A 12,911-nucleotide genomic window follows, 5' to 3' on the forward strand; every position below is an offset into this window, starting at 1 on the left:
AAGCAATCTTTTCAATTATGAGTTGGGTCATATCAATAAAAGCGAAGGAAATTTTTTAAAAAAGTTGAAGTGAATAGAAAAGAGTACTGCTTAATTACTTAGCAGTTGCAAAATTATTCTTATGAAATTATCCGTGTAAAACCAGCAACGGCAACTTATTTATGAAAGGTATTTGATTTTGCGAAGTATTCTTTAAAAGCTTTTGGCATAGGTTGAGGTTTTTAGCCGCCATTACAATCATATCTACATTAGGATTGGCCTGAAAAAACAAATTGGTATCAGTATTTTGGGCTGAATAGTAAGTTTGTACCAATGGTTTGTCACTTACAAAGGAATTATGAAGAAAAGTCTTATTGGTGATTTGTTCTTCTGAAGGTTCTAATTCTGAATTAAATAGCTCAAGGATCTTTACTGAAGCTTTGGAAAGATTAGTCAAAATCAATAAAGTGTTTAACATTCTTTCACTGTAGTGAATTTTATAATCAGTCGGAAAAAGAATTTCTTTGTGTGTTTTAAATATTGCGTTTTCTGAAATGGCCATAACGGGACATTTTACCTTCATCATAACATCTGAAGTATTTTTTCCTATTATTGGTCCTTTCTTATTGGTAGCGCCTTTAGTTCCCATTAGAATGAGATCTATTTTCTTTTCATCTACCTGTTGCCTTACTGCTTCTATTAAAAAATTAACTTTAAAGGATATATTAAAGGTATGTTCAGCATTTTTTGTTAGTTGGTGCAATAGGGACAACAGTTCATCAAATTTCTTCTGAACATCCTGTGGAATATTAGAATTACTTATTCCTGCAGCCATTGAAGGTGCAGTCATTACATGCAGCAAGTGAAAATTACAGGGAACATCTTTAAAAAATTGCAGGGCATATATTGCTGCATTTTTGGAATTCTCTGAAAAATCTGTTGGCAGGAGAATATTCATCATCTTTTTCCTCTCATTTATCCAACAAAAATATGTTGGAAGCATAGGGTAAAAAATGATAAAAATCAGTTATTGAAAAAAATAAATGCCTGTACTAATTTTAGCTTATTTTTTTAAGAGCTTCGATATCAAGCAATTTAATATTTCGGCCTTCTATTTCCAGCAGTCCTTCCTTTTTAAAGTCTGAAAGAGTTCTAATTAGTGTTTCTGAAGCCATTCCCGCAACACTTGCCAGGTCACTGCGGGAAATTCGTATACTGGAGGTGGGATGTCTTCTTATTTTTTGGCTGAATAAAAGTATAGTACGAGCAGTTTTTTTTCTAACCGATCCATAAGCCATTTCCAGCAACTGATCCTTAATTCCGGTTAAATTTTGTCCTAATGCATCTATGAGTTCAAAAGCAACTTTGTTGTTCTTAGAAAGAATTTCCCTTAGTTCTTCCTTTGAAACTGCATAAACCGTGGTGTCTTCCATGGCTGTAGCATATTCCTTATAAGTATCTAATTTGCCAAAGGAGGTATTACCAAAGAAATCACCTTCTTTGTAAAGAGAGGTTATTAACTCCTTACCATATTGGTCCATTTTATGACTTTTAACAACACCTCTTTCGATGAAATAAACATGTAGACCCTGTTTCCCTTCCTGAAAAATTGATTCTCCTGCCTTAAAATTTTGCTGGTCAAACTGTTTTACGTATTCTCTTAGATCATTGAGAGATTGGATTTGTCCATTTTCTCCCGGTATAGAAGCAGTTTGCTGTTTTTTCAAAATAGCTACTTTGGCTAATCTGCTTTCTATAGCACTTATAAGCTCCTCTTCTTCAAATGGCTTGGTGAGGTAATCATCTGCTCCCAGGTCCATTCCCTTTCTAATATCTTTATGTTCTGTTTTAGCTGAAAGGAAGATAAAAGGGATGTGCTGTGTATTTTTATCTCTGGAAAGATTTTCAAGAACACCATACCCGTCCATTTCGGGCATCATAATATCGCATAAAATAATATCGGGCAATTCTTTTTTCGCGAGATCAACCCCAATTTTACCATTTGAGGCAGTAATAACATTGTACTCTGAAAGTTCTAATAATTCAGCTGTATTTTCTCGTACTACCGTATCGTCTTCAATAAATAAGATTTTCTTCATGTGATCTTAAATTCAAAAAAAGTTTATGCGTTCTTATGTGAGTTGGTATTAATCTTTAATAAGAGGTAATTCTACCAGGAATTTGGTTCCAACACTTTCTCTGCTTGTAAAGCTTATGCAGCCACCTAGATTTTCGAGATGGACTTTTACAATGTTTAATCCTATTCCTGTACCCTGGTTAAGTAAGGCATTTTCTGCCCGGAAGTACCTCTCAAAAATATGCTTTTGATCTTTTTCAGGAATGCCCATTCCTTCATCGGTAACAATAAAAATGATCCTATCTTCCTCAAGTTTAATTTCAAATTTAATTAAAGTATTTTCGGGGGAATATTTTATCGCATTCCCCAAAAGATTTGATAAAACAAGCTCCAGTATTTTTTCATCCTGGGTTATGGTAATATTTTCCAGGTTTTGAGGGTATTCTATTTCCTGCCCGCTCTTTAAAGTCACATTGGCATTATAAACAACCTCGTTCACCAGCTTGCTCAAACTAAAATTGCTGAACTTATAAGTTACTTTCCCTGACTCCAGCCTCTCAATACTTAGGAAATCATTAAGGATATTATCCAGGTAGTGAACTTTATTTTTTATTGTGCTAAAATGTTTCTCCCGCTTATCCTGCTGTTCTTCCAGTTTATATTTTCCTGCAAGTACAACCGAGGTAAGGATCCCGCTGAGTGGGGTTTTAAATTCGTGCGAAACAAGGGAGAGAAACTTTGTCTTAAGTTCATTAAGCTCCTTTTCCTTTTGGAGGGCTATTTTTATGCGGTTTTCAGCTTCTTTTCTTTTTTTGACTTCCTGTTCCAGGTCCAAATTCAGGGATTGAAGTTTTGAAACACTTTCTTCGAGTTCCTTTGTGCGAACTTTAATTTTTCCTTCCAGTTCATTATTAAGCTCCCTAATTTGTCTTTGGGTTTCCTTTCGAATTGTTATATCTATTATGAGAGACATAACATATTTTTTTCCATCAATTTCAAAGGGATTAAGACCTGCCTCCACGGGAAATTCTTCGCTATTGCTTTTTTATTCCATAAAGGTCTCTTCCATGGCCCATTTGACGTTTCTCGCTATTATCCAGGAATCCGTTGAAATGTTTGGGATGAGCTGTGCGGTATTGAGGAGGTAAAAGAATATTTAAAGGTTTATCCCTTAATTCGTCTTTACTATAACCAAACATATGGGCGGCGGCATTATTACTGGCAACGATTTGTTGGCTTTCATTTACAACTATAATACCTTCTGATGCTGCCTCAAAAAGGACATTAAATAAATTCTCATCCTGTTCAAACATCCACTTTGCTATATTATATTTAATACTATCTGCTAATTTACAAAAAGCTGTTACAAAACATAATTTATGGAAGTCCTTTAAAGCAGATGTTCCATTTAAAAAAGTATAATTACAAAAAAAGCCTTCCGGTAGGAAAGCTTTATAATTAGGAGTATGAGTTTAAATATTGTTTATGCAGCGCTTACTACATTATAGTTTGTTAGAAGACTTTGATAGAAATGTAAACTGTCTTTGTCATTTTTTAAGCAGGCTTGCAGGAAATTGTCCAAATCCAGGCATTCAAAAGTTATACCTGTGTACTTACTATTAGACATGGGAAGGCTTAAATCAATGGTTTTAGAAATATAATTTATCCTCACATCCTTGGCGTCAAAATATCTTTCTAAAATTGCACAGTGCAGATCCTCAAATTTTTGATCATCTGCATCTTTGTTGCTAATACTGTAAGAAATTAAATTTTTAACTTCATCAATTATTGGGTCGGGGGTAAAAATACTCATAGTTCTCTGCATTACATTAATATTCATTTTCTTGGGCACCGCTAAGATAAGGTGCATGACTGTTAACAAAAGCTTAAGTGACAGAGATTAATAGTAAATTAACTTAGGTTCTTAAAATTTAGTAAATCCTTAAGAGGAAATATAGTTAAAGATAATGGGGCTGTTAATTACCCGATACCTGTTATCTAAGATGGAAGCATTTATATAGGTTGTATTCCTCGTTCGCACGATGCCATAATCATTATGAATATGTCCAAAAATATGATAGGGAATCTTAACTTCTTTAACACGTTTCCAAAGTTCCTCGCAACCAATATGTTGTTTATTATCTAACTCATCCAGTACACCGTAAGCAGGAGTATGGGTAATAAGAAAGTCCGTACCCACAGGAACTAAATCCCAGGTTTTTCTAATTTCTTTACCTCTGGCTTTGTTGAAAGCCCATCTTCCATTGCCGGGTGTAAAAGGAGATCCCCAGAATTTTAAGTTTTCAATCTCTACTCCGCTGTCAATTAAACAATGAATATTATGAGGAATAATTTCATTTAAATTTTCCAGGTTTTTTTGAAGATAAAAATCGTGATTTCCCGGAACAATTATTTTATGGGAATGTGGTAAAGCTGAAAACCAGGTGAGAAAATTAATTGTTTCAGAACGTGTTCCGGCTTCAGTAAAATCTCCCGCATGAACAATAACATCACCAGGGGGAATATTAATGTCATTATGTTTATTATGTGTATCGGCTATACAAATAATTTTCATGCACGGGGTTCAAAAGAAAATCCGATGGGTAAATCATCGGATCAATTATTTATTTGAAGATTCTAAATTGAAACTTCTGTAGAATTTTTATCTCCTATGGAAATCATCATCAATATCACCAGAAACATAATCCTTGTCTGATGGTAATAATTTGTTCGTAAGTTTAGTAACAACGAAGGCAATTATAAAAGCTGAAAAAGCAAAAAACAGGAATTTTATCAGTAGGCTGTCGGTTACGATCATACTGTAAAAGGCGAGAAAAATCTCAATTGCCAAAATCCCAATTTTTAAACCTAACTTAAATAACATACATTTCTTGAATTATGAGGTAAAGATACATTGATTCGTATGGTTTTTTTTGTCTGCCTTACAAATTGACTCAAATTTAACTTTAGGAATTGAAAAGGGTTAATATTTTTAAGTTAAAACCTCATAAACTTTAAGGGTCGTCTTACTAGTATTGTAAATTTGGCTTAAAACATTTAAGATTGAGCAGAAATAAAAAGATCATTACAGCCCTGGCAACAATTATTATAGTAGGTGTAGTTGCTGTACTTGGCTTAAACTGGTATGCTGTAAAAGCTTTGGAAAAGGAACTGAAAGGGAATGAAGCTACTCATTATGAATACGAAGGGCTTTCAGTTAATGTGCTTACGGGAAATGCCTCTGCTATTAATGTTTTGTTTAAGAATGACCAACTAGAAATTAAAGCAGAGGAGGTGCTGGTGCAGGACCTTAGTTATTACCACTATTTAACTGCTGGAAAATTTCAAATTGGAGAATTTGTGGTAAAGAAGCCTGAAATTACTTACTTGAAGACAGAAAAGGAATCAGATTCATTACCTCCCAAAAAAGAAGATTCTGGAGAGGATATCAGGATCAAAAGCATAAATCTTTCCAATGGAGTTTTAAAGGTTTTGAAAGATTCCAGTTCCCAAAGCCTCTATTTAAAATTTAATAAAATTATTCTGGACGAACTTCTTTCTGATACGGAGATCAGGAAGGAAAGTTTGCCATTTGAATATAAAAATTTTAGCATTGAAAGTGATTCCCTGGTTTATGACCTTAATGAAGAACATCTTCTCATCGTTAATGAACTAATTATAGATAGTGGCAGTTTAAAGTTAACAGGTCTTCACTTGAAACCTAAGTTTTCAATTCCGGAATTTGACAGTCGTATTTCCTATGAAAAGGATCGTATAGAAATGAAAGTAGCGTCAATTGGAATAAATAATTTTGGGTGGGAAATTATACAGGACAGCCTCAAATTTTCCAGTCCTTTAATAAATATTGAAAATCCCCACCTGGAAGTTTACAGGAATAAGTTGTTGCCAGATGATACAAGGATAAAACCACTCTATAGTCAAACAATTAGAGAATTGGGAATAAAATTAAATGTGGATTCTGTAAGAATTCGTGATATGGATATAGTATATAGAGAAAAAGTGCGGAAAGAAAGGCCGCCAGGGGAATTAAAATTTTCTAAGGTCCAGGCTTTAATAGAGAATCTCTCGAATGTTATTGACACTGCGAGTAGAAAAACCAGGATTTCTGCGGAAGCCTTATTCATGGAAAAAGCGCCTCTCACAATGGATCTTACATTTGACGTTAATGCACCCAATGATACTTTTCATGTTAGTGGCAGGATGGGAGCTATAAGAGCCGAAACACTTAACCCTTTCCTAAAGCCTGCTATGAATATAGAAACGGAAGGCATCATTAATTCTATGTTCTATGATTTTACCGGGAACAGGATAAATGCCACGGGAAATATGAAGCTGGCTTACGAAGATTTTAAGGTGAGCATCCTGAAGAAAGGAGAGAACGAAGAAAAATCATTCCTCTCCAGTCTTGCAAACCTGTTTATTAAAAATAAAGCTGTGGACGAAGAAGTAAACCAGGATAATCTTGAAGTAACCAGGGATCAAACCAAGTCTTTCTGGAATTTTCTTTGGTTGTGCATCAGGGAAGGTGCGATAAAAGGTCTCATCTAGATTTTAAAGGTAACTACTACTGTTGAGCGTGATTTACGAGATCTTCACTAATACTGCCATTAAAGAAATGTGCAAGTCCTTTTCTTCCATGGGTGCTTATTCCTATTAAGCCTGCGTTGATACTCCTTGCGAAATTAAGGATTCCATTTTCTACTGTGACATCATTGTAAATATTCACAGTGTAGCTTCTGGGATTTTCTCCTTCTATAAAAGAGTTCAGGCACTGCTGGGCGTCTTCACTTGTTTTAAAGTTATTGGCGGTATTTATATAAACGAGGTGAAGGCGTGCCTCAAACATATCGGCAAAACGTATAGCCTGGTTGAGTGTGTGCTTATTATCCAGGTCGCAATCTGTGGCAAAAACAAAATCTTTGATATCAAAATTGGGGTGTTCATTTTTTATCACCAGTACGGGAATGGTGGAATTTCTCACCACCTTTTCGGTATTGGAGCCAATAAACATTTCTTTGAAACCTGTTGCGCCGTGAGAACCCATAATGATAATATCACATTTATGTTCTTCACTTACTTCCATAATCCCATCAAAAGCCTGGTGAAATTGAACGGTTTCGTGAACTTTAATCCCTTTAAGAAAGGGCTGGGAGAGGATCTTATGAAATCGCTTCTTAGCAAGTTTCATGAAATAAAGAGCTTCCGGGAGATTTTGATGGGAGCCTCCTCCAACGCCGCTACCACTCGCCGCAGTTCCCACTAATTGAAGGGGGAGCTCCAGCATGTGCAGTAAAAAAATTTCACCATTGAACTTTCTGGCCATTTGTGCAGCTACTTTTAGTGCATACTCTGCCTGCTCAGAAAAATCGGTAGGAACGAGGATCCGTTTCATGATAAACGCTTAGGGATGATTGCTTTATTAAATTTACGAATAAAATTTCATTCTCAATGCTGTTTCCTGTTCGGGAAAATTTTGTTATCTTTGCAGCGTTGAAGCGAAAAAGTACAGCGAGGGGACGTAAAGTCCCCTCTTTTTATAAACTATATGTTGCAGGAGAAAGTAGAAAATTTACTTAAGGAAGCATTTGAAGAAAACAATTCCTTATTTTTAATTTCCCTTAATATTAATGATCAAAACCACATTCTGGTGGTAATAGATGGGGATGAGGGAGTAGCGGTTAACGATTGTATTGCTGTAAGCCGCAAAATAGAACACAACCTTGACAGGGAAGAGATCGATTTTTCGCTGGAGGTGACATCGGCTGGTGTGTCAGAGCCCTTGCAGTTGCCAAGGCAGTACAAGAAAAATATAGGCAGAAAACTTGAAGTCCGAACAAAATCCGATAAATTTGAGGGAGATTTAATAGCTGTTGATGATGAAGGGATTACACTTACATGGACTGCGAGGGAACCTAAACCTGTAGGGAAGGGAAAGATGAACGTAGACAAAGAAGCAAAGATAGCTTTCGCTGATATTGAGCAGGCTAAAGTTGTGATAACATTTTAATAATATACTGATATGGAAAATATCGCCTTAATTGAGTCTTTTTCAGAATTTAAAGACGACAAATTAATAGATAGGGTAACTTTAATGGCGATCCTGGAAGATGTATTCAGAAGTGCTTTAAAAAAGAAGTATGGAGAAGATGATAATTTTGACATTATTGTAAATCCAGATAAGGGGGATTTGGAGATCTGGAGGAACAGGGTTGTGGTAGCTGATGGTGAAGTAGAAGATCCAAATCAGGAAATTTCTTTATCTGAAGCCCGTAAAATTGAGCCGGATTTTGAAGTTGGTGAGGACGTTTCTGAAGAAGTTAAACTAATCGATCTTGGGAGACGATCAATTTTGGCGCTGCGTCAAAACCTTATCGCTAAGATTCACGAGCACGATAACACGAATATATATAAGCACTTTAAAGATCTTGAAGGGGAAATTTATACTGCTGAAGTTCATCATATTCGCCATAGAGCGATAATTTTACTGGATGATGAGGGGAATGAAATTATTCTTCCAAAAGACCGACAAATTCCTTCCGATTTCTTCAGAAAAGGAGAGAATGTTCGTGGGGTAATTGAAAGTGTAGAGCTTAAAGGAAGTAAGCCTCAAATTATTATGTCTCGAACTGCACCTAGTTTTCCTTGAAAAATTATTTGAACAGGAAATTCCTGAAGTTTTTGATGGTTTAATTACGGTTAAAAAAGTGGTGAGGATTCCTGGTGAAAAGGCGAAAGTAGCAGTAGATTCTTATGATGACAGGATTGACCCTGTAGGCGCCTGTGTTGGTATGAAAGGTTCAAGAATTCACAGTATCGTAAGGGAACTTGGCAACGAGAACATTGATGTTATAAATTTTACCAATAACGATCAACTTTTTATTACACGTGCATTAAGCCCTGCAAAAATAGTTTCTATTAAGCTGGATGAACAAAACAAACGTGCTGAGGTTATGTTGAAGCCGGAGGAAGTTTCTAAAGCGATAGGTCGCGGCGGGCATAATATTAGATTGGCAGGACAATTGACAGGTTACGAGATTGATGTATTTAGAGATGGCGGTGAAGAGGATGTGGAATTAAGGGAATTTGCCGATGAAATTGAAGATTGGGTAATTGCCGAATTTGCAAAAATTGGTCTGGATACTGCAAAAAGTATATTAGAGCAGGATGTTGATGATCTTGTTAGAAGAACCGATCTGGAAGAAGAGACCATCCGTGAGGTAATCCAGGTGCTGCGGGAAGAATTTGAAGAATAATTTGTTTATTTTTAAAAAACATACAACAATAATTTAAGAGGTAATTTAGAGGGCAATTTATGGCTGAAGCAAAAACAATGCGATTAAACAAGGTACTACGTGAATTCAACATTTCGCTAGATCGTGCTGTGGAATATTTAAACTCCCAGGGCCACGATATAGAGGCGCGTCCTACCACAAAAATTTCTGAAGAGGTTTACCAGGTGCTTTTTGATGAATTTCAAACAGATAAGAGTAAAAAGGTAGCTTCTAAAGAAGTTGGAGAGGAAAAGCGAAAAGAGAAGGAAGAATTGCGCATGGCCCGGGAAAGGGAGATGGAGGACAGGAAGAAAGCAGAGCAAAGACAGCAGGAAGTTATAAGTGCAAGAACCAAACTTGAAGGCCCAAAACAAGTCGGTAAAATTGACCTCGATAAAAAACCTGAAGAAAAGCCTGCGGAAGTAGAAAAGCCGAAGGAAATTAAGGAAACTCCTCAACCTAAAGTAGAAGCACCAGAGCCTCCCAAAGAGGAAGAGCCAAAAACGGCTATACAGGAACCTGTAAGGGATGCGCCAACTGCTAAAAAAGAAGAGGCTCCTAAAGAGGTTAAAGAAGAAAAAGAAGAAAAAGCTCCTGAGCAAAAAGAAGCTCCTGTTGAACCTGCACCAAAAGCTGAAGAAACTCCTGTTAAGGAAGAAGAAAAGCCAGTTGCAAAGGAAGAACAGAGCGATACAATAAAAACAAATTACACTAAGCTTAACGGTCCTAACTTTACCGGGGAAAAAATTGATCTTTCTCAATTCAAGAAACCTGTTAAGAAGAAGGATGAAAAGAAAGCGGCAGAGGATAAGGAGAAAGAGAAACGTAAGAAGCGTCGTCGTAGAATAAGTAAGGATGTAAAAGGTACTGCTGCTGCACCAGGTGCTGCAGGGGGAGCCAATAAAGGTGGTGGAAACAGAGGCGGTAAAAAACCTTCAAGACCAATTACCAAAGAAGAGCCAAGCGAAGAAGAAGTGCAAAAGCAAATAAGGGAAACCTTAGAGAAACTTCAGGGCAAATCTGGTAAAGGAAAGGGTGCGAAATATAGAAGAGATAAAAGAGATCAACACCGTCAAAGATCTGAAGACGATGCAGCACAGCTGGAAACCGATAGCAAAATTCTTAAAGTAACAGAGTTTGTTACCGTAAGCGAGGTTGCTACAATGATGGATGTCCCCGTGACAAAGATTATTTCGGCTTGTATGTCTTTGGGAATGATGGTAACGATGAATCAGCGTCTTGATGCTGAAACTCTTTCAATCGTTGCTGATGAGTTTGACTATGAAGTTGAATTCGTTTCCGCAGATATTGAAGATGTTACTGAAGCAGTAGAAGATTCTCCGGAAGATCTTAAACCAAGAGCACCGATAGTCACCGTTATGGGTCACGTAGATCACGGTAAAACATCTCTTCTTGATTATATTCGTGAAGAAAATGTAATTGCAGGTGAAAGTGGTGGTATAACACAGCACATTGGTGCCTACGGTGTGGAACTTGAAAACGGTCAAAAAATAGCATTTTTAGATACACCGGGTCACGAGGCCTTTACCGCGATGCGGGCAAGGGGTGCACAGGTAACAGATATTGCTATTATCGTTATCGCGGCAGATGATGATGTGATGCCACAAACAAAAGAGGCTATTTCTCACGCCCAGGCGGCGGGAGTGCCAATAGTTTTTGCCATCAACAAATCTGATCTTCCAACGGCAAACCCTGAAAAAATTAAAGAAAAACTGGCAGGTATGAATCTGCTTGTTGAAGACTGGGGAGGAAAAATCCAGTCTCACGATATATCAGCTAAAACAGGAATGGGTGTGAAGGAACTACTTGAGAAAGTACTTCTGGAAGCTGAAATTCTTGAATTACAGGCTAACCCTAACAAACCTGCAAAAGGAACTGTGGTTGAAGCTTTTCTTGATAAAGGAAGAGGTTATGTTTCGACAATTCTTGTACAGGAAGGTTCTTTAAAGATTGGAGATTACGTTCTTGCAGGTAGGCATAGTGGTAAAGTAAAAGCCATGCAGGACGAAAGAGGAAAAGATGTGGCAGTTGCAGGACCTGCAACTCCGGTTTCCATTCTGGGTCTTGATGGTGCACCACAGGCAGGTGATAAGTTTAAGGTAATGCTTGATGAGCGTGAAGCCAAGGATATTGCCGCAAAACGTACACAACTTCAAAGAGAGCAATCTGTAAGAACTCAAAGACATATCACTCTTGATGAAATTGGAAGACGTATTGCACTTGGAGACTTCAAGGAGATCAATATCATTCTTAAAGGTGACGTGGATGGTTCTGTTGAAGCATTGACAGACAGTTTCCAGAAATTGTCTACGGAAGAAATTCAGGTAAATATTATCCATAAAGGAGTTGGACCAATTACAGAGAGCGACGTTCTTCTGGCTTCAGCTTCAGATGCAGTTATTATAGGATTTAACGTACGTCCTGCCGGAAATGCAAGACAGCTTGCAGATAAGGAAGAAATAGACGTAAGGTTATATTCTATCATCTATGATGCGATCAATGATCTTCGTGATGCTATGGAAGGAATGCTTTCTCCTGAAATGAAGGAAGAAATTACTGGTACCGCAGAAATTAGAGAAACCTTCAAAATTTCTAAAATTGGAACAATTGCTGGTTGTATGGTTACATCTGGTAAGATCTTTAGAAATAATGGAGTTCGTTTAATACGGGATGGAGTGGTAGTTTACACTGGTGAGCTAACATCTCTTAAGAGATTTAAAGATGACGTGAAAGAAGTTTCTAAAGGTTATGACTGTGGTATGCAAATCAAGAATTATAATGACATCCAGGAAGGTGATGTTATTGAAGGATACCAGGAAGTAGCTGTTAAGAAGAAAATGAAATAAGATTTATAAAGTAAAATTAAAAAAGGCTGTCACGAAAGTGGCAGCCTTTTTTTATATGTTATTTGTACTGATATTTTAAGAATAAAGCTCCCTCTCCTTTTGAGAGGGCGGGGGGAGAGGATTATCCTCGTTGTGGTTTTGGAATAAAAGCTGCGGGAAAATCCTGTTTTATTTTTAATAAAGCCCGGTCTGCTTCCAGCCTGTTTCTAAAATTACCTATCCACACTTTATAATTTGGGGTTTCATAAATTATTTGAGAAGGCCAGGAATTATATTTGCTTCTAAATTCTTTTATTACTTCACTAGCCTGATTATTGTCACCATAGTATAACTGTATCTGGTAACGTTCCCCAAGTTTTCCATCCTTTGTCATTTGGGACTTTAATTCCACTAACTGAGGGATCATTTCACTTTGTTGAACGTTTACCTGCCCTGTTTGGGAAAATGCAGAGTACTGAATTCCCAGAATAAAAATCCCTGCGAAAAACAAGTTTTGGACACTTAAAATTCTCATCTTTAAAAGTTTTGTGTAAAAGTAAAAACTATAACTGAATAAGGCTATATTTTATTATTTAGAACAAATATAAATTATCCGTTAACGCCATGCTAACATTTTCCAAATCGACTTTAAGTGTTACTTTTGTCGCTGAATTTTAGGGGTGCGTTAAGTTGCTTTATTCCTATTATCGTGCCAAA

The 12,911-nt window shown here is 36.7% G+C and carries 12 protein-coding genes and 1 pseudogene; 4 read left to right on the forward strand and 9 right to left on the reverse strand.

What is annotated here, in order from left to right; genetic code table 11:
* Positions 1-127 precede the first annotated feature (127 nt).
* The 7 genes from LZ575_RS19335 to LZ575_RS19360 form a co-directional block, all read right to left on the reverse strand.
* On the reverse strand, positions 128-940 hold the full coding sequence (locus tag LZ575_RS19335) for a universal stress protein (protein WP_235326634.1): 813 nt from the start codon (positions 938-940) through the stop codon (positions 128-130).
* A gap of 97 nt (positions 941-1,037) precedes the next feature.
* Entirely contained in the window at positions 1,038-2,078 is a 1,041-nt protein-coding gene (locus tag LZ575_RS19340) for a response regulator (protein ID WP_235326636.1), read from the reverse strand.
* Positions 2,079-2,126: 48 nt separating this feature from the next.
* Positions 2,127-3,029 carry an ATP-binding protein gene (locus LZ575_RS19345; protein WP_311195865.1) on the reverse strand — a complete coding sequence of 301 codons (903 nt, stop codon included), beginning with the start codon at positions 3,027-3,029 and terminating at the stop codon, positions 2,127-2,129.
* A 61-nt stretch (positions 3,030-3,090) separates the two neighbouring features.
* The gene (locus LZ575_RS24010; protein ID WP_311195866.1) at positions 3,091-3,369 is read right to left on the reverse strand and encodes a PAS domain-containing protein; all 279 of its coding nucleotides are present in this window, start codon (positions 3,367-3,369) and stop codon (positions 3,091-3,093) included.
* Between the two features lie 170 nt (positions 3,370-3,539).
* The gene (locus LZ575_RS19350; RefSeq protein WP_235326638.1) at positions 3,540-3,896 is read right to left on the reverse strand and encodes a hypothetical protein; all 357 of its coding nucleotides are present in this window, start codon (positions 3,894-3,896) and stop codon (positions 3,540-3,542) included.
* Positions 3,897-3,998: 102 nt separating this feature from the next.
* The gene (locus LZ575_RS19355; RefSeq protein ID WP_235326640.1) at positions 3,999-4,631 is read right to left on the reverse strand and encodes a metallophosphatase domain-containing protein; all 633 of its coding nucleotides are present in this window, start codon (positions 4,629-4,631) and stop codon (positions 3,999-4,001) included.
* An 87-nt stretch (positions 4,632-4,718) separates the two neighbouring features.
* Positions 4,719-4,907: a hypothetical protein gene (locus LZ575_RS19360; protein ID WP_235326642.1), complete on the reverse strand. Its 189-nt coding sequence runs from the start codon at positions 4,905-4,907 to the stop codon at positions 4,719-4,721.
* A 212-nt stretch (positions 4,908-5,119) separates the two neighbouring features.
* Between LZ575_RS19360 and LZ575_RS19365 the strand changes: the two genes are divergently transcribed.
* Complete coding sequence (locus LZ575_RS19365; protein WP_235326643.1) at positions 5,120-6,625, forward strand: hypothetical protein; 1,506 nt, start codon at positions 5,120-5,122, stop codon at positions 6,623-6,625.
* Positions 6,626-6,641: 16 nt separating this feature from the next.
* On the opposite strand, the gene LZ575_RS19370 is transcribed toward LZ575_RS19365, so the two are convergent.
* Complete coding sequence (locus tag LZ575_RS19370; protein ID WP_311195867.1) at positions 6,642-7,469, reverse strand: universal stress protein; 828 nt, start codon at positions 7,467-7,469, stop codon at positions 6,642-6,644.
* 153 nt (positions 7,470-7,622) lie between these two features.
* On the opposite strand from LZ575_RS19370, the gene rimP reads away from it, so the two are divergent.
* From rimP to infB, 3 genes and pseudogenes are all read left to right on the forward strand, one after another.
* Positions 7,623-8,084: a ribosome assembly cofactor RimP gene (gene rimP / locus LZ575_RS19375; protein ID WP_235326645.1), complete on the forward strand. Its 462-nt coding sequence runs from the start codon at positions 7,623-7,625 to the stop codon at positions 8,082-8,084.
* A 12-nt stretch (positions 8,085-8,096) separates the two neighbouring features.
* A pseudogene (nusA, locus tag LZ575_RS19380) lies at positions 8,097-9,330 on the forward strand (transcription termination factor NusA).
* Positions 9,331-9,389: 59 nt separating this feature from the next.
* Entirely contained in the window at positions 9,390-12,215 is a 2,826-nt protein-coding gene (gene infB, locus LZ575_RS19385) for a translation initiation factor IF-2 (RefSeq protein WP_235326647.1), read from the forward strand.
* Between the two features lie 121 nt (positions 12,216-12,336).
* Here infB and LZ575_RS19390 read toward each other — a convergent pair whose 3' ends face one another.
* Complete coding sequence (locus tag LZ575_RS19390) at positions 12,337-12,729, reverse strand: SPOR domain-containing protein (protein WP_235326649.1); 393 nt, start codon at positions 12,727-12,729, stop codon at positions 12,337-12,339.
* Between the last annotated feature and the right edge of the window lie 182 nt (positions 12,730-12,911).

The sequence above is a fragment of the Antarcticibacterium sp. 1MA-6-2 genome, from assembly GCF_021535135.1.
Lineage (GTDB): Bacteria > Bacteroidota > Bacteroidia > Flavobacteriales > Flavobacteriaceae > Gillisia.